This is a genomic window from Streptomyces sp. NPDC043812, assembly GCF_056436245.1.
Genome location: NZ_JBWKCY010000029.1, coordinates 20509 through 37713, shown reverse-complemented (window position 1 = coordinate 37713; position 17205 = coordinate 20509). Strand labels below are relative to the sequence as shown.

Below are 17205 nucleotides of genomic sequence, written 5' to 3'. Positions count from 1 at the left end.
GCGTGCTCTCGGCGTGCCGGCCGGAAGTCCTCGTACTGGACGCTGGACGCACTCGGGCTTTCGGCGGGTACCTCCCTGCTCGAGCGAAGCCGAGAGCTTGGGGGCGCGTGCCGGGCGTCGCGACGGGGCGAACGCTGCCTGTCGGGGGCTAGCGTGTGGCGAGCCGCTCCAGCAGGGTGGCGCTCCGTGCCAGCAACGCCCGCTCGTCATCAGTGAGTTCGGCCTCGATGGCCTGCGCGAGCCAACCGGCCCTGCGGCCGCGCTCCGCTTCGAGCGCGGCCCGGCCCGCGTCCGACAGCTCGACCAGCGACTTGCGGCCGTCCGTGGGATGCGCCCGGCGCGTGATCAGGTTCTGTTCCATGAGCAGCCCCACCGCCCGGGCCATCGACTGGGGGCGTACGCGCTGATCGGCGGCGAGGTCACTGGTGGTCATGGCGCCGTTGCGGTCGAGTGCCCCGAGCACGGCGGCCTGGCCCAGCGGGATGCGGTCCTCGTGTTTGACGCGTCGGGTGAGCTTGCCCATCGCGGTGCGCAGTTCGGCGGCGATGGCGGCGGCTTCCGAGGTGGGCATAGGGCACTTTACCCCGTTGGTCAGCAAGGCTGTGCACCTGACCTGCACAGCAATGCTGTACAGCAAAACTGAACAGCATTGCTGTAGGGTTTGGCGTTGTCGGGCTCAGCGCCAGCGTTGTCGCAGCCGGGGCCACGGCATACGACAACGGGGAGGAACTCCCATGTCCGCAGAGGCAGTCGGAACCGTCAACGCCGCCATCGAGACCGTCACCGCCCGCCGGATCATCGACAGCCGGGGCAACCCCACGGTCGAGGTCGACGTCGTCCTGGCGGACGGGTCCTTGGGGCGCGCGGCTGTCCCCTCCGGCGCCTCCACCGGTGCCCGGGAGGCCGTGGAACTGCGCGACGGAGACTCCGCGCGCTGGCACGGCAAGGGCGTCGACCGCGCGGTGGCCCACGTCAACGGGGAGATCGCGGCGTCCGTGCGCGGCCGGGACGCGGGGGACCAGGCGGGTCTCGACGCCGCGCTGGTCGCCCTCGACGGCACCGCCACGAAGTCCCGGCTCGGCGCCAACGCGATCCTCGGCCTCTCCCTCGCCGCCGCCAAGGCCGCCGCGGCGGCACACCGCCAGCCCCTCTACCGCTACCTCGGCGGCGCCGACGCCCACCTCCTGCCGCTGCCGATGATGAACATCGTCAACGGCGGCGCCCACGCCGACAATCCGCTGGATTTCCAGGAGTTCATGATCGCGCCCGTGGGCGCGGACACCTTCGCCGAAGCCGTCCGCATGGGCAGCGAGGTCTTCCACACCCTGCGCCGCGATCTGCTGGCCGCCGGGCACTCCACGGGCGTCGGCGACGAGGGTGGCTTCGCGCCCGCGCTGCGTACCGCTGAGGAGGCGCTCGACTTCGTGATGACCGCCATCGAGCGCACCGGCTACCGCCCCGGCACGGACATCGGCCTGGTCATGGACCCGGCGTCGTCGGAGTTCTTCCGCGACGGGGTGTACGACTACGCGGGCGAGGGGGTGCGCCGCACCCCCTCCGAGAACGCCGACTACCTGGCCAAGCTCATCGACGCCTACCCGGTCGTCTCCATCGAGGACCCGATGGCGGAGAACGACCTGGATGGCTGGCGCGAGCTGACCGCCCGCGTCGGCGACCGCTGTCAGCTCACCGGCGACGACGTGTTCTGCACCAACGAGACGCTGCTGCGCGAGGGCATCCGCACCGGCGTCGGCAACTCGGTCCTGGTCAAGGTCAATCAGATCGGGACCCTGACCGAGGCCCTGGCCGCGGTGGCCACGGCCCACCAGGCGGGCTGGACGGCTGTCATGTCGCACCGCTCGGGCGAGACGGAGGACACCACCATCGCGGATCTGGCGGTGGCGACCGGCTGCGGTCAGATCAAGACCGGCTCGCTCTCCCGCTCCGACCGCACGGCGAAGTACAACCAACTGATTCGGATCGAAGAGGAGTTGGGCGCATCGGCGCGTTTCGCGGGCCGCTCCGCACTGCGTCGGGCGTGAACAGCAGGCAGAGGTAGAGGCCACGCGGGCCCCCAGATCGATCGGGGGCCCGCACGCGTATCGGGAAGACAAGTCTTCCTGGGCTGGTCACCCCCGTGTGACCTGCGCCGTCCCGGACCGGTCGGCACGGCCGGTCGAATGGAGCCGACCAGTGCCGGATCAGGCATCGTTCGCCCTGCCGTGATGGGACGCGCTGCTCGGTTCTGTTCCGGGCGGCGCGTGACCGTCATTCTGTGCAGGTGGCAGAACGAGTACGCGTGCGTGAGATCGATGATGACAAGGGCACGCGGTTGCTGCGGATCATTCGCAGGGGCACCGGGCCGGTGGTGACCTGGCGGCGGGCCCGGATGGTACTGCTGCCCGCGCAGGGCATGCCGTCGACGATGAGCACGATGCCCTTGCCACCGCGTCTGCCTCGACTCGCAGATCCTTTACAGGACAAGCCGTGTCAGCGCCGTCGGGTGGCCGTCGCCGAAGTGGTGATGCGGGGTAGCCGACCACCGGCAGCACCGTTAGCGTAACCGCGTGGACCAGGATGAACGGCTCCTTCACGCCTCGTCGTTCGGCGCAGCGGCGGTCGCATACGCCGAGCACCGTCCGGACTACGCGCAGGCCGCCGTGCGCTGGGCGCTCGACCCCGCGCCCGGCCCGCGCGTGCTCGACCTCGGCGCCGGAACCGGCAAGCTGACCGCCACGCTGGTCGAGCTGGGTGCCGAAGTCATCGCAGTCGAGCCCGACCCGGCGATGCTGACCGAGCTGCGCCGCTCGCTGCCGGCTGTCCGTGCCCTGTCGGGTGGTGCCGAGGCGATACCGCTACCGGACGCGTCCGTCGATGCGGTGCTGGCCGGCAACGCCATGCATTGGTTCGACATGGCCGTCGCGGGACCCGAGATCGCCAGGGTCCTCGCACCCCGCGGCATCCTGGCCGGCCTGTGGAACGTCATGGACGACCGGGTCGAGTGGGTTTCCGGGCTCGCGGGGGTCAGCGGGAGCGCGGCCATCGGCCCGCGTGACACGCCCGCCAGTTGGCGCGCCGAAACGGCCGACATGCACCTTTCGAAGACTGGTGTGGCCGCCCGGTTCGGCTCGCCGGAGCAGGCAGAGTTCCCGCACGGACAGAGCCGCACCGCCGACTCTCTCGTCGCCACCATCGCGACGCGCGCGGGGATGCTGGTCATGCCAGTACAGGAACAAGAGGCCACGCTGGGCCGGATCCGCGCTTTCCTCGCGAGTAGACCGGAGACCGCCCGCGGCGAGTTCACTCTCCCGATGCTGACCGGCGTGCTGCGCGTCCGGCGGCTGTGAAGCATCAGGTACAACGAGATGGTTGGAAACTCGGCAGACCTCAGCTTGTCCTTCAACCGCTGGGTCGCGGGCGGCATGCGCCCAAGGGCTGTCCCGCAAGTGCGGCCGTGCTCCGAGCAGAGGCCGGCTCGACAGGGTCAGGACCGCAGCCGACCGAAGAGGATCGTTCGATTGCGACGTATGACCAGCTACTGAGTGGGCCGGTCTCAACCATGTCACGCAAGCCGGACGGGACGTTGTGGCCTGGCGGATCCCGGACTTCATGAAGGTGCAGCTCGTCGCGGTGGGCATTCCGGTAGCTCCACGTCTCATCGACGGTCACGGGCCGGCGGGCAGGAAGCCCACAATGCCTCCCACCGCGAAGTACGCGCCCCGAGTCGAGCACACCTGGGCCCGCATGAAGACCTGGAAGATCCTCGCGACTGCCGTCTGAAGGGCGACGGCGTCCACCACGCCATGCTCGGCATCGCCCGCCTCCACAACCTCGCTCGGTGGTCGGGCTGTTCGTTGAGCTGGGCTGAGGTTACGAGGACAATGCTGCCCGCTCGGATTCGGCCAGTCGTGCCGTGCACGATCTGCTGGTAGGCGGAGCCTTGGTCGTGAGGATCCGACCGGGATCGGATATTCGGTTTCTGCCCGCCCCATGAGGACACAAGATGGTGCGCATGACTTTGGCCACCCCCATACTGCACACCGCTCGCCTGCGACTGCGCCCCTTCACCGACGCCGACGCGGACCTGCTCTTCGCCCTGCACAGCAGCACCTACGTGATGCGCTACTGGGACTCCCCGCCGTGGAACGAACGGGCCCGCGCCGAACGCTTCATCAACATGTGCCGGAAGATGGCGGACGAAGGCACCGGGGCCCGGGTGGCCATCGACCGCGCTTCTGACGGGGCCTTCGTCGGCTGGTGCGGTCTGACCGGATGGAACCCGGACTTCCGCAGCGCGTCGTTGGGCTACGTCCTCGACGAAGCGATGTGGGGACACGGTTACGCGACGGAGGCCGCGCACGCCTTGCTGCAGTGGGCATTCGACACACTGGACCTGAATCGGGTTCAGGCCGAGGCCGATACGCGCAACGTGGCATCTGCCCGGGTCCTGGAGAAGATCGGATTCATGTGTGAAGGGACGTTGCGGGAGGACTGCGTCGTGAACGGCGAGGTATCCGACTCGTGGGTGTTCGGGTTGATCAGGCGAGAGTGGCGGCCGGCGGCCGTGCCGATTCCAGCCCGCGAAGAGCGGCGTTGAGTCCATCTCTGGCAGAGGCCGCGTCCAGGTTGAGTGAGGAAGCCTTGACGGGTGAGGCGTCCAAGGCGGCTGCGGGTGACGTTCATGGCCGGGTCGTCGGTGGGCATGCCGAGGAGTTCGTGTAGATCACGGACCCGGAACGCCTGATCGGGGTGGGTGTTGAAGGCGTTCAGGACGACCTGGTAGGCGGTGGTCAACTCAGGCGGTTCGGATTCGGTCCCGGTCGGGGCGAGTTCCGCAATGACCTTCCGGGTCGTGACAAGTTCCGCCAGACGCTGACAGCCCACTCGAAGCCTTCCCTGCAAACTCCTCCGGAGCCCGGGCCCGGCAGAGCTTGGCGCCGGTTTTCGTTCCGATGTTCAAGCCCCGACTTCGCCCCGCCGACCAAACGATCGACGGGGCGAAGAAGGCGTAGGACCCCGAATTGGCCAACAGCGTCCAACGGCGTGCGGGGCCCGTGTCGTGGAGGAGGTGCGGGTCAGGGGCAGCTGATACGGATGTCGCCCGTGTCCGTGGTGCAGGTGTCCGTGCCGCTGCCGCCGTTGGCGGTGTCGTTGCCAGAGACGTTGTCGACGGTGTTGAGGTTGTCGCTACCGATGTTGCCGATCAGGTTGTCGTTGCCGGGGCCTCCGTTGAGAGTGTCGTTGCCGTTGCCGCCGTCCAGGCGGTCGTTGCCGTGGCCGCCGTGGACGGTGTCATTGCCGGAGCTCGCGTTGACGGTGTCGTTTCCGCCGAGGGTGCAGATCACGTCGTTGCCGAAGGTGCCGTTAATGGTGTCGTTGCCGCTGGTGCCGATGCGGGTGCAGCCGCGGGCGTTGTTGACCGTGGTAGTCCATGTGGCGGTGTTGTTGCCGGAGACCGGGTCGGTCTGCGTGGCGCTGACCGTGGCTCGGTCGGTGAGGGTGCCGGTGGCCCGGGGCTCGGCGGCGACCGTCACCGTGGCGCCGGCCCCGGGGGCGAGGGTGCCCAGGGAGCAGCTCGCGCTCGTGGCGGTGGTGGTGCAGGTCCCCGAGGTGGTGGTCGCGGAGACGACCGAGGCGGCGACGCCGGTGAGCGTGTCGGACAGGGAGACGCCGGTGGCGGCGGTCGTCGTGCTGTTGTTGGTCACGGTCACCGTGAACGTGGCCCGGTCACCGATGCTGGCCGTGGTGGGACCGGTCTTCGTGACCGACAACAGGTCCATGGCGGGCGGTGTGCCGCCGCCCTCGAAGCGGGCCAGGGCGAATTCGGTGCCGGGGCCGCCCCAGCCGGCGGCGACGATCTTGCCGTCGGACTGGAGCGCTACGCCCTGGGCCGCGTCGCCGCCGCCGAAGTCCGCGGTCGCGAGGCCCCCGGTGCCGAAGCCGCTGTCCTGGCTGCCGTCGGGGTTGTAGCGCCGGACGGCGAAGTCGCCGCCGGGCCCGACGCTTCCGGCGATGATGATGCGGCCGTCGCCCGGCTGCAGCTTCACGTCAGCGGCGCTGCCTCCGGAGGTGAGCACCCTGCCGTCGCCGTCGAAGCTCGTGTCCAGGGTGCCGCCCGGGTTGTAGCGGGCCAGGGCGACCCTTCCGCCGCTGGTGCCGGTGGCCACGATCTTGCCGTCGGGCTGGAGCGCGAGCCCCTCGACGGACTCGTAGTCACCGAAGTCGGTGCGCTCGATGCCGTCGCCGCTGAAGCCGGTGTCCAGGGAGCCGTTGGTGTTGAGCCGGAGGACGGCGAAGTCGAAGCGGGTCGACCCTACCTGGCCCCCGACCACGATCTTGCCGTCGGGCTGGAGCGCCAGGGCGCGGCCGTCGCCGCCCTCCACGGGCAGCTCCGGCGCCGGGTCGTAACTCACCTGGCCGTCGCCGCCGCCGAAACTCGCGTCCGGGCTGCCGTCGTCGTTGTAGCGGGCCACCGCGACCGTTCCGCCGCTGGTGCCGACGACCACGATCTTGCCGTCGGGCTGCACCGCCACGTCCCGGGCCTCGTCCGGGGCCCCGATGGTGGTGAACACCCGACCGTCGCCGCCGCCGAAAGTCGAATCCAACGTGCCGTCGGAGTTGTACCGGGCCACGGTGAACCAGCAGCAGTTCTCGTACGCCTTCCAGCTGTGGCCCACCACGATGATCTTGCCGTCGGGCTGGAGCGCCAGGGCGTGGGCCTCGCTCCACTGGAGGTCGGGTGCCATGTTGTTGATGGGGGTGGTGACCGTGCCGCCGTCGCCAAAGCTGGTGTCCGGGGTGCCGTCGGGGTTGTGGCGGGTCAGCGCGAAGCGGCTCTCCAGCTCCGAGTAGTTGACAGAGGAGCCGACCGAGACGATCTTGCCGTTTGGCTGCACTGCCACGTCGCTCGCGCGAGCTTCGTCGGTGGAGCCTGGGAAGCCGGTGAGCACGGTGCCGTCGCCGCCGAAGGCGGGATCGAGGTCGCCCGGGGCCGCGAGTGCGGTGCCCGGCAGGGTCAGGACAAGGGCGAGCACGGTGGCCGCGACGGTCCCGGCCCGGCCCAGGAGGGTCCGGCGGCGCCATGCCGACCGCACAAAAGGTGTAAGCATGCACGACAGCCTTCCGCGCGCCTCGCACAACGGCACATGCCGCGACCGGCGTGGCCCTCATCGGACGCAGGAATCAATCCGAGCGGGTGAGCACGCACAACAGGGCGCCCGCCGCCATTGGATGCTGTTGGTCAATTCGGGGTCCTACGCCTTTTCGCCCCGTCGATCGTTTGGTCGAGGGGGCGAAGCCGTGCGAAGTGGCTGGTGCGGGTGCGGCCTCGTCCCGGCATGGCCCTGATCCGCGACGGCAAGCGCAAGCCCGACCCGGTCAAGGTCCGCTACATGGACAAGGCCGTCGTCATCGCCCTCCCCGACCGCACCCCCTGGACCCGCAGCCACCCGGCGCCGCAGCGTCCACGGGCGGCGCCGACACTCACCCTGCTTGATGGGCTTGCACCGCATATCCGACCTGTAAGGTCGGCACGCATGACAGCAGAGTCACCGGCGCAGACTGTGCAACGCTTGTTCCCGCTGCTCGCCGAGGGCAAGAGTGCGGAGGCGGCGGCGCTGTTCGCCGACTCGGTGTCGTTCTCGATCCCGCACCCGCCGGGTATTCCGTGGGTACCGGAGGTCGAATCGGCGGAGGACATGCGGACGTTCTTCGGGCTGCTGCAGACCCATGTGCAGGCCAAGGAGTTCGACCTCCGCCAGGTCATCGCCGAGGGCGACGATGTGGTGCTCATCGGGCGCATGGTCTCCGAGGTCAAGAAGACGGGCCGGGACATCGACACCGCGTTCGCCCTGCACACCACGGTCCGGGACGGGCAGATCACCCGCTACCACCTCTACGAGGACAGTTACGCCGTTGCCAAGGCCTACTTCGACGACTGATCGTCCGGCGGGCTCGCTCAGCTTGTCTTTTGACCTCCGTCCTCGAACGTCGCATCGCACGCGCTCACTCGTCCGGGGATTCGCCGGGCAGGCGGACGGCCTTCGCATGACCAGGCGTTCCGCCACGGAATCACGTTGATACGCCGCGTTCGCTGCCCGTCGGCCGCCGCCGAGACCTTCGCGTCCCGCAACTGCACTTGTGGAGCTTCCACCAGCTCGCCGTCTTCGTGGAGTACAAGGCGCGCCGGGTCGGCGTGCCATTCCGTGGATGGCACGCACGGGAGGAGGTCACACACCACAGCGGTGCCCTGACTCCAAGCCTGGCCCTTTACGGCCGCGTCAAGTTGACGGTCGCTCTGTTGGTCGAGGTTGGCCATAATGCTCGGATGGCTGACGCTCCCTCCTCCTCGCCCGCCGCCCAGCGCACCCGCGTCGTCGTCGTGGGCGCGGGACCCGCCGGTCTCACCGTCGCCAACGTCCTGCGCGCCGCCTCCGTCGACTGCGTACTGCTGGAAACGGAGAGCAGACAGTTCATCGAACAGCGGCCTCGAGCGGGGTTCATCGAGGAGTGGGCGGTGCGCGCCCTCGAACGGCGAGGGCTGGCCGATCGGTTGCTGCAGCACGCCCAAGTACACAGCGAGTTCGAGTTCCGCTTCCAGGGCGAGCGTCACAGGTTCGACTACGGCGAACTCTCCGGCCGCCACCACTTCGTCTACCCCCAGCCGCTGCTGGTGACCGACCTGCTGAGCCACTACGCGGACGACGGGGACGACGCGGGCGGGGACGTCCGCTTCGGTGTACGCGACGTGGAGCTGCACGCCATCGACACGGACAACCCCTCGGTGTCCTACACCGACCCGGCGACCGGCGAACGCCTGCGCATCGACTGCGATGTGGTGGCCGGATGCGACGGCGCCCGCGGTGTGACGCGCACCTGCATGCCGCCGGAACACACCATGGTGGCCCGGCACGACTACGGCATCGGATGGCTGGCCCTGCTGGCCGAGGCTCCGCCGTCCTCGGACTGCGTCGTCTTCGGCGTCCATCCGCGCGGCTTCGCCGCCCACATGGCGCGCAGCCCCGAAGTCACCCGCTACTACCTGGAGTGCCCGCCCGGAGACGACCCGGAGAATTGGCCGCACGAGCGCGTATGGACGGAACTCCGCCACCGACTGTCCGCGGACGGAGCACGCCCGCTCACCGAAGGGCGGCTCATCGAGAAGCGTGTCCTGGACATGCACAACTACGTAGTGGAGCCGATGTCGTACGGTCGGCTGTATCTGGCGGGCGACGCGGCCCATCTCGCCGCGCCGATCGCGGCAAAGGGCATGAACCTCGCCCTGCACGACGCGATCCTGCTCGCCGACGCACTCGTCGCGTACTTCCGCAAGGGCGACGACGGCGGTCTGAACAGCTACTCGGACGCCTGTCTGCGCCGTGTGTGGCAGTACGAGGAGTTCTCGCTCTGGCTCTCGGAGGTGATGCACGGGGCCTCGTCGGGCGACAGCTTCCGCACCGGCACCGCCGGTGCCCGGCTGCGGCGCATCTTCGCATCGCCCACGGCGGCGGCCGCGTTCGCCGAGCTCTACATCGGTAAGGACATCACGTACTGACCTGCCGGCCTCCCGCGGGAGGCCGGCAGGGACGGCGCCGTTGCTCACAACGCCTTGGGCTTCCGCCCGGTTGCCTCCTTCTTCGCAGTCGTCTTCGCCCGGTGCAGCGCGGGCAGGGCGGCCGCGAGCCCGAAGCAGCCTCAGATCGACACATGGGTGAAGACGACATCGATCCAGCAAGCGCCGTCCGCCGAGGCCATGCCCAGCGCTTCCTGGAGCCGTGGCCCGGTCCAGACGTCGAGCTCCCCCCGCCACGGGTCACGGTGACACAGCCGTCGGCTCGGGTGATGCCGACCGTCAGGTCTTCGGTCTGCGCGATCACGGGGTCCTTCGGCAGGGCGCCGGCGGGCAGCGACCTCCCGAGGTCGCGCCAGGACGGCGGGCGCTGAATGGTGCCCGCGCTCACGCGGCTGCGGCCGGGTGAGCTCGGGTCGACCGAACAGGAGCGCGTAGCCGCAAGGCAGTTCGGCGGGGAGGCATCGAGTCAGGCTCCCGCCCGCGCGGTCGGCGAGCCTGGCCTCGTTGTCGAGCCGGCCGAGACCGCCGGGCTCCAGCAGGAACACGTGTACCTCCCACGCCGACGATGGAGCATCGGCGTGGGGACTGCAAATGACGCTTCGACGGCCCGTCGAGATCCCGCGAATGCCGCACAGAACAGAGCCTATTCGCTGCGAAATGCGCCGTCCGCCCTGCTGCGCCCGCACCCGTCCCGGCTGAACAGGACATTGTCCGAAACCGGAAATGCGTAGTGATTTACAGGGAGTTGGAGCTGCCCAATCCTTGTCCAGGGCCCACCGCGGCTGTTCAGCAGCCCAGGAGAACGAGCTGCGCTCGTCCGGTACAGGAGACCCCCAAAGCTGCTGCCGGGCCGGCACATTTCCCACGGTCGTGATCGCCCGAAGCGGCCGCTCGTTGCCGTGCCCCCTGACACGAGGAGACCGATACTCTTGAAGCCGAACCGCCTGGGCATCGCAGCGGGGACAGTCGCGTTACTGCTGATCGGGAGTTGCAAACTACTGCCGGCGAAGGACGCGCAACGAGGGCCGATCGTCATCGGGACGGCTAACATCTTGACGCGCTTCGACCCTGCCGGGGCGTACGACAGCGGATCCTTGGCCGTGTACAACAACGTCTACCAGAGCCTGCTCACCTTCGATGCAGGGTCACCCATCCCTAGGCCCGACGCGGCCAAGAAATGCGGATTCACCGACTCTGCCCTCACCACCTATCAGTGCGAACTCCGCGAGGATTTGGTGTTCTCCAACGGGCAACCTGTATCCGCCAGAGCGGTGAAGCATTCGTTCGATCGCATCCTGCGCATACGTCATCCCCTGGGGCCGAGCCCGCTGTTCGCGAATCTGCGCTCAGTGGGGGCCAGCGATTCTCTCGTGACATTTCACCTCGGCACAGCAGACGCCACATGGCCTTACAAGATCGCCACGGGAGCGGGTTCGATCGTCGATCCGGCCGAGTTTCCCTCCGACAAGCTCCGCGAGAGCGAAAGCATCGTCGGTTCTGGCCCCTATGTTGTCTCCTCCTACCGCAAGGGGAAGGCGATCGACCTCGAACCGAACCCCACATACAAGGGGGCCGTGACAGAGCAAGGCACACCGGTACAAATCCGCTACTACACCACGGCACAGGACGTCGAGAGGGCCTGGAAAGGACGAATCATCGACGTCGCTTACGGCGGACTGCCGTCCGCAGCACTGGCGCAGATCGACCCCCGCGACCCGGACGTCCGCCTCTCCATCGGGGAGAGCGCCCAAGCGCGCTACTTCGTGATCAACCTGCGCGCCGCACGGAATCCCTTGAAAGACGTCGTGGCCCGCCGAGCCGTCGCCGCCCTCGTCGACCGCGGACGATTGGCAGGCGAGGTGTTCAGGCACACGGTGACGCCGCTGTACTCGCTCGTCCCCCAAGGCGTCACCGGTCACGGCACCGCGTTCTTCGATGAATACCCTGAGATGGATTCTCGGTACGCGGCACAGCTCCTTCGCTCCGCCGGCATCACCACTCCAGTGCTTATCGCGCTGGGCCATCAGACCGGCACCGCCGCCGTGGAGGCGAGGGAACTGAAGCGGCAACTGGAGACGGACCGCCTGTTCAAAGTCGAGCTCGTCGAGGAGGCTGACTGGAGTGCCTATCAACAGCGGTGGCAGCGTGGCGAGTTCGACGCCTTCATCACAGCATGGGCGCCCGACTTCTCCGACCCGGACAACTTCGTGCAGCCATTGGTGGAGACAGGCAACATCCTTCACAACGGATACACCTCAGCTGAGGTCGACAGGGCGATCCAGAACACACAACGACACACCGATCGCGGGGAGACCATCCCGCAGTTCCGGTCAATTCAGCATATGGTCGCGCGGGATGTTCCACTGGTCCCTCTTTGGCAGAAGAAGAACCATGTCGTAACCCGCGCCACTGTCACCGGCGGTCATCACCTGGCCGAGGGCAACGGGATCTGGCGCCTGTGGGAGGTGAGATGGGTCTGAGCCCGGATTCACGGAAGCGGGGACGGATGGGCGGGCAGGGGGGTCGGCTCAGAGGTCGTTTCTCAGGGCCGGGTGTGGGCCAAGCTCCATCGCGTGGTGCGCGACGTACTGCGCCGACGTCAGGCTGGGCTGGACTCGGTCCGCGATCGACACAGTGAGCCCTTTCCAACCTGCCAGTGTGTGGGGGAGGTGCGGTGGCCCCGGGTGCTTGATGCGGCGACTGGCTCCTGGCCTAACCTGCGGGTGTGAGCACCGGACGGGAAGACCCAGAGCCCGAGAGGTGGTTGGCGGACACCCGGGCGTCCTACGATGCCGACGCCAACAGCTACGCGGACGAGGTGCGAAACCTCCTGGCCGAACTGCCGGCCGAGCGGGAGGTCATGGCGCTGTTCGCCGAGTGGGTGCGGGCGCACGGCGGCGGGCCCGTCGCGGACGTGGGGTGCGGGCCCGGGAGGATCACCGCCCACCTGAGGAACCTCGGCGTGGACGCCTTCGGTATCGATCTGTCGCCCCGGATGATCGAGGTGGCGCGGCGTGAGCATCCCGGTCTGCGGTTCGAGGTGGGGTCGATGACTCAACTCGACCTTGCGGACGGTGCGTTGGCCGCCCTGATCGCCTGGTACTCGATCATTCACGTCCCCGATGACGCGATCGGCGCGGTCCTTGCCGGTTTCCGTCGGGTGCTGCGGCCCGGCGGTCTGCTGCTGGGTTTCCACGTCGGCGACGTCTCACCGCCCAAGACGCAGGGGAACGGCGAGAGCTGGCCGGAGTCCTACGTCCGTCGCCGCCGGCCGAGTCAAGTGGCTGCCTGGCTCGGCGAGGCCGGCTTCACCGTCGAGGCCCACCCCACGCTCACGTCGGCCGCGCGCACGCTCGGCGGAGTGCTGCTGGCGCGCCGCTAGGTGATGATGGGCCCCGGGGGCTTGACGTGGCGAAGCCCCCGATGGACGAGTTCACGACCAAGATCGATCGTCTCGCCAGGAGCTTCGTCGTGCATGTCCACCCGTCCGCGATCGACCTGTCCAGCTCACACTTGCGGCTCCTGACCCGACAGCTCGCAGATCATCGCCGCCAGTTCGGCACCCGCTGGCGACTCCTGCGCAAGCTACGGTGCTCAACCACCCGGATCACGAAGCTCGTCCAGGCCATCCTCAGCCGGCATCTGGCCGGCTCAGACTGAGGATGGAAAAGGCTCGGTGAATGTGCGGGCGATGAAAGGGGGAGCTGACGGGCCCGAACCCCCTGGGTTGCTCCGGTCAGTTGGGCATGCGTCGACTCAGCTCCCGTGCCTTCTCGCGTAGTCCTACCGCCCAGGCTCCGCCTTCCGCCGGGGCGGACATCCCTACGATGGCTGACACCTGCACGTCTTGGAGTGGGCCGTCCGGGGCAGAGCCGAGCCGAGCCCAGTCCGTCTTGATTCCCGCGCGCTCGGCAAGGACGAGCACTGTCGCAGTGAAGCCCTCAGAGAGAGCCAACATGATGGCGTGGCTCGTTCTTCGGTGCTGAGCCAGCAAGGCGCTTACGAAGGTCTCGAAGGCGACGGGGTCGATCTGACACTCGTCGTTCTCCATCGGCCCAATGCCTGAGGAGAGTTCCAGCTCCGCCTCGAAGACCGTCACCTGCCGGCGGAACATACGGGATGCCCCGTTGGAGGGGTTCCACAAGGTCTCGTCGCCTATGTCGAAGTACTGGCTCATCGCGTCCCCTTTCAGTTGATCAAGGCCAGTCAGCGTATCCAGTCGGATCATCACCGTCGTCGGTATTACGTCCTGGCCAGACGGCGGTGGCGATGAGGGCTGCGGTTATGCCGACGAAGGCGAGGAAGTTTTCGGCCTTGCGGTCGGTCACGGCAGGATCTCGACGTACCCGTCGGTTCCGTGCACGCGGATCCGCTGCCCGTCCCGGATCAGCCGGGTGGCCCGCTCCACGCCCACGACGGCCGGCAAGCCGTACTCCCGGGCGATCACGGCACCATGGGTCATCAGGCCGCCCACCTCCGTCACCAGGCCCGCGATTCCGACGAACAGTGGCGACCAGCTGGGGTCCGTGAAGGGCGTGACCAGGATGTCGCCCGCTTCGAGATCGGCGTCCGCCATGTCAAGGATGACTCGGGCCCTTCCCTCGATGGTCCCGGCGGATACCGCCAGGCCGACCAGGGCGCCGGGCGGCACGTCGTCGCGCAGGTACGCCCCGGTGACGGCCTCACCATCCGATGTGAGCACCCGGGGCGGTGTGAGCGCGTGGTACGACCGGAACGCGTCCTTGCGCTGCCGGATGAGCTGGTGATCCACCTGGTTCGAGCGCACGACGTCGTGGAGTTCCTGGAACGTGAGGTGGAAGATGTCCTCCTTCTCAGGAAGCACGCCTGCCTGCACGAGACGCTCGGCCTCCTCCAGCAGGGCCTGCTTGTAGACGAAGTAGCGGCTGACGATGCCGTACTTCGGGTACTCCCGGTACCCGATGAAGGTTCGGACCCGGTCGATCATCCGCTTGGTCTCGTCGGCTTTCCGGTCCCCGTCCGGCAGGGCCCGCAAGCGTGACAGCACGTCATGTTCCTTCTTCTGCGCCTTCTGCCTCCCTTGCTCGAAGCGCCGCTCGGCGGCGCCCGGCTCGAAGTTCCTGACGTTGTCGAGGATCACGGGCACAAGCGTGGTGGGGCGCTCGCGCCAACGTGGCCTCGTGATGTCGATCTCGCCGACGCAGCGCATGCCGTACCGGTCGAGATAGGCCTCGATGGCGTCGCACGCTTCGGTCCCGCCCGCGAGCTTCGCCAGCTCGTCCAGGAAGCCCTCGTCCTCGACGCCCTGCAGGAACGCCACCACCTCCGGATGCGGGCGGATCACGTCGGCGACGTCGAGCAGCGCCAGTCCCATCTCCGACGTGACGTTGTCGGGGGCGGACAACGTCAGTGTGTCGGCCGCGTTCTTCTCGCCCAACCACTCCTGCAGCTTGTCGTTGAGCCACCACGTGGCCTCCATCCCCGCCATGATCGCCTGAAAGTTCAGCGGATCACTGAGGACTCGCTTGTGCTCCTCGAAGGCCTCCCGCAGGAAGTCGAACAGCGCCGGTCCGGTCTTCGTCCGGATGTCGCGCTCCAGGGCGGCGATGGACACCTGGCTGCGCTCGATCAGCTCGGTGACGATGGCCGGATCGGGCTCGATCGGGGCGGGCGCACCGCCGACAGGCGGCTCGCCGGGACCCGTGTCCGGGAGCACCGGGACGAAATCGTCGCGGTCGAGGACGGTCTCCAAAGCGTCCCTGACCAGCGGATCGCCTCTCCCCATGAGGTCCAGGAGGCCGGCGCGGCTCGCGGGCGAGGCCAGGCGGCCGGTGACGTCGACGAACAGCCTCCCGCCGGCCTCGTGCATCGGCACCATGGCCGTCAGCTGCCACATGGAGAGTCCCAGGGGCTTCATGGGGTCGGTCATCATCTGCTGATGGCCGACGGAGACGTAGACGTGGTTCTCCTGGTCGCCGGTCTCGGGGATGGGGAACAGCGTCGTGATCGGCCGGCTCTGAACGATCTGGAAGCCGTCGTCGACCAGGCACCATTCGATGTCCTGCGGGCGGCCGAAGTGCGCTTCGATCCGCCGCCCGAACTGCACGAGCCGCACGACCTGCGCATCCGTCAGAGCGGGCTGCTCCTGCCGCTGCGAGTCGACCGCCACTTCCTGCGTACCGCCGCCGGGCAGGGCGTGAACGGCACGCTGTTTGGCGGCGATCGCCTTGGCGACGACTTCGCCGTCGCGCACCTTGTAGACGTCCGGGTTCACCAGGCCGGAGACCAGGGCCTCGCCGAGGCCGAAGCCGGCGTCCACGGTGGCGACCTTCCGGTTGCCGGTGACGGGGTCGGCCGTGAACAGGATGCCGGCCGCATGCGGGAAGACCATCTGCTGCACGACCACGGCCATGTGGACCGTACGGTGGTCGATGCCGTTCCGCTGGCGGTAGGTCACGGCCCGCTCGGTGAACAGCGAGGCCCAGCACCGGCTGACGTGCTCGAGGGTCGCCGTCGGCCCCACGACGTTCAGGTACGTGTCCTGCTGGCCGGCAAAGGAGGCCGTCGGAAGGTCCTCTGCCGTCGCGCTGGATCGGACGGCATAGGAGGCTTGCTCGCCGAACTGCCCGAGCGCGCGGGTGATCGCCGCCGCGAGATCGCTCGGGATGGCGATCCCTTCGATGGTCCGACGAATCTGCGCGCTGAGCGTGCGGATCGCCTCCCGGTCGTCCGGGTTCAAGCACGACAACTGATCGAGCCGATCGTCGATCGAGGGCGCTTCCGCCATGATCCGCCGGAAGGCGTCCGTCGTCACGCAGAAGCCGGCCGGCACGCGGATGCCGTCGATCCGTGACAGCCCGCCCAGGTGCGCGCCCTTGCCGCCGACGACCGCAACCTGCGTCCCGTCAACCTCTTGCAGATCCAACACGTACTGCTCGTTCATTGCGATACCTCCGTGGCAGCAGCCGTGCTCCGTCGCACTGCACTGGTTGGTCGAATCACCCGCGCCTCAAGCTCTGTCGAAACTCTGGTGGGGCACGTCCTCATCTCTGATTGCCTTCTCTCTGACGAGTCGCCCGGCCGCTCCGCCAAGTCCGGCAACGCGCGCCTCCGCCCCGAACGCCCCCTTTCCCACCGCCAGTCCCACCACTGGTTCGACGTCACCGCGTCGCCCATGCGTCGACAACGACGCATGCACGTCGTGCCCCCCTATTTCCGCAGGTTGTGGCCTCGGCCGACGATTCTGCGCCACGACCCGGGCCTTGCCGCAAGCCCCCCAGTGCGCTATACGTTGAGAGTGGCAAGGAGAGAGATCTCTTTGCCTTTGCCTTTTGCCGTCCGCTGGAACTGGCAAGGTTCTCGCGAAGCGGCGGCGCGTCACACACAGCAATATGCATCAGGCGGATGTCCCATCGGCCTACGGATGCAGCCGTGGAACCAGAAGTTCGTTCCCTTGTCGGCAAGGCCCGAACGCCGTCGAGCGCCCCGCCTTCACCCAGCGTCGTCGCGCCACGCGAGCGCTGGCCAAGCTCGCCGAACGGACGCTTCGCGGTCGCCGTAGCTCAAATCGGCCGGCACCCGAGCGAACGGCCCCACGCCACTCCGCCCGGATCGTGGCCCGGCCGTCCCGCCGCACCGACCAGATCGCCATCGAT

The 17205-nt window shown here is 68.3% G+C and carries 12 protein-coding genes and 3 pseudogenes; 10 read left to right on the top strand and 5 right to left on the bottom strand.

The features are described from left to right. Nucleotides 1-148: 148 nt before the first annotated feature. A complete protein-coding gene (locus AC067Z_RS32105) occupies nucleotides 149-571 on the bottom strand; it encodes a MarR family winged helix-turn-helix transcriptional regulator (RefSeq protein ID WP_478793167.1) in 423 nt (140 codons plus the stop codon). 163 nt (nucleotides 572-734) lie between these two features. On the opposite strand from AC067Z_RS32105, the gene eno reads away from it, so the two are divergent. From eno to AC067Z_RS32080, 5 genes and pseudogenes are all read left to right on the top strand, one after another. Next, nucleotides 735-2042 carry a phosphopyruvate hydratase gene (eno, locus tag AC067Z_RS32100; RefSeq protein ID WP_478793166.1) on the top strand — a complete coding sequence of 436 codons (1308 nt, stop codon included), beginning with the start codon at nucleotides 735-737 and terminating at the stop codon, nucleotides 2040-2042. 239 nt (nucleotides 2043-2281) lie between these two features. After that, nucleotides 2282-2419 (top strand): annotated as a pseudogene (locus tag AC067Z_RS32095) (IS630 family transposase); the annotation flags it as partial. A gap of 148 nt (nucleotides 2420-2567) precedes the next feature. Further along, the gene (locus tag AC067Z_RS32090) at nucleotides 2568-3347 is read left to right on the top strand and encodes a class I SAM-dependent methyltransferase (RefSeq protein WP_478793165.1); all 780 of its coding nucleotides are present in this window, start codon (nucleotides 2568-2570) and stop codon (nucleotides 3345-3347) included. A 282-nt stretch (nucleotides 3348-3629) separates the two neighbouring features. Then, nucleotides 3630-3836: pseudogene (locus AC067Z_RS32085) on the top strand (IS5/IS1182 family transposase); the annotation flags it as partial. 176 nt (nucleotides 3837-4012) lie between these two features. Then, complete coding sequence (locus AC067Z_RS32080; RefSeq protein ID WP_478793164.1) at nucleotides 4013-4597, top strand: GNAT family N-acetyltransferase; 585 nt, start codon at nucleotides 4013-4015, stop codon at nucleotides 4595-4597. Nucleotides 4598-5075: 478 nt separating this feature from the next. Here the strand turns inward: AC067Z_RS32080 and AC067Z_RS32075 are convergent, their stop codons facing one another. Further along, nucleotides 5076-7109 carry a calcium-binding protein gene (locus AC067Z_RS32075; protein WP_478793163.1) on the bottom strand — a complete coding sequence of 678 codons (2034 nt, stop codon included), beginning with the start codon at nucleotides 7107-7109 and terminating at the stop codon, nucleotides 5076-5078. A gap of 228 nt (nucleotides 7110-7337) precedes the next feature. On the opposite strand from AC067Z_RS32075, the gene AC067Z_RS32070 reads away from it, so the two are divergent. The 5 genes and pseudogenes from AC067Z_RS32070 to AC067Z_RS32050 all read left to right on the top strand — a co-directional run. Continuing rightward, nucleotides 7338-7940 (top strand): nuclear transport factor 2 family protein, encoded by a 603-nt coding sequence (locus tag AC067Z_RS32070; RefSeq protein ID WP_478793162.1) that lies wholly within the window; start codon nucleotides 7338-7340, stop codon nucleotides 7938-7940. 386 nt (nucleotides 7941-8326) lie between these two features. After that, nucleotides 8327-9553, top strand: coding sequence for a 4-hydroxybenzoate 3-monooxygenase (locus AC067Z_RS32065; protein WP_478793161.1), 1227 nt, complete (start codon nucleotides 8327-8329; stop codon nucleotides 9551-9553). A gap of 947 nt (nucleotides 9554-10500) precedes the next feature. Next, entirely contained in the window at nucleotides 10501-12051 is a 1551-nt protein-coding gene (locus tag AC067Z_RS32060) for an ABC transporter substrate-binding protein (protein ID WP_478793160.1), read from the top strand. Nucleotides 12052-12296: 245 nt separating this feature from the next. Continuing rightward, nucleotides 12297-12953: a class I SAM-dependent methyltransferase gene (locus tag AC067Z_RS32055; RefSeq protein WP_478793159.1), complete on the top strand. Its 657-nt coding sequence runs from the start codon at nucleotides 12297-12299 to the stop codon at nucleotides 12951-12953. Between the two features lie 185 nt (nucleotides 12954-13138). Then, nucleotides 13139-13231, top strand: a pseudogene (locus tag AC067Z_RS32050) (IS5/IS1182 family transposase); the annotation flags it as partial. A 76-nt stretch (nucleotides 13232-13307) separates the two neighbouring features. On the opposite strand, the gene AC067Z_RS32045 reads toward AC067Z_RS32050, so the two are convergent. Genes AC067Z_RS32045 through rph form a run of 3 tightly spaced genes read right to left on the bottom strand, consistent with a single transcriptional unit; the run spans nucleotide 13308 to nucleotide 16493 of the window. Next, nucleotides 13308-13748 (bottom strand): DUF6086 family protein, encoded by a 441-nt coding sequence (locus AC067Z_RS32045; protein WP_478793158.1) that lies wholly within the window; start codon nucleotides 13746-13748, stop codon nucleotides 13308-13310. 19 nt (nucleotides 13749-13767) lie between these two features. Continuing rightward, nucleotides 13768-13899, bottom strand: a complete 132-nt coding sequence (locus AC067Z_RS32040; RefSeq protein WP_478793157.1) for a hypothetical protein — start codon at nucleotides 13897-13899, stop codon at nucleotides 13768-13770. Continuing rightward, entirely contained in the window at nucleotides 13896-16493 is a 2598-nt protein-coding gene (gene rph, locus AC067Z_RS32035) for a rifamycin-inactivating phosphotransferase (RefSeq protein ID WP_478793156.1), read from the bottom strand. Before rph ends, AC067Z_RS32040 begins: the two co-directional genes overlap by 4 nt. Nucleotides 16494-17205 lie beyond the last annotated feature (712 nt).

Excerpts from the sequence above, each read along its gene's own strand:
- AC067Z_RS32105 (WP_478793167.1), bottom strand. The coding sequence starts at position 571 with ATGCCCACCTCGGAAGCCGCCGCCATCGCCGCCGAACTGCGCACCGCG.
- eno (WP_478793166.1), top strand. The coding sequence starts at position 735 with ATGTCCGCAGAGGCAGTCGGAACCGTCAACGCCGCCATCGAGACCGTC.
- AC067Z_RS32080 (WP_478793164.1), top strand. The coding sequence starts at position 4,013 with ATGACTTTGGCCACCCCCATACTGCACACCGCTCGCCTGCGACTGCGC.
- AC067Z_RS32075 (WP_478793163.1), bottom strand. The coding sequence starts at position 7,109 with ATGCTTACACCTTTTGTGCGGTCGGCATGGCGCCGCCGGACCCTCCTG.
- AC067Z_RS32070 (WP_478793162.1), top strand. The coding sequence starts at position 7,338 with ATGGCCCTGATCCGCGACGGCAAGCGCAAGCCCGACCCGGTCAAGGTC.
- AC067Z_RS32065 (WP_478793161.1), top strand. The coding sequence starts at position 8,327 with ATGGCTGACGCTCCCTCCTCCTCGCCCGCCGCCCAGCGCACCCGCGTC.
- AC067Z_RS32045 (WP_478793158.1), bottom strand. The coding sequence starts at position 13,748 with ATGAGCCAGTACTTCGACATAGGCGACGAGACCTTGTGGAACCCCTCC.
- rph (WP_478793156.1), bottom strand. The coding sequence starts at position 16,493 with ATGAACGAGCAGTACGTGTTGGATCTGCAAGAGGTTGACGGGACGCAG.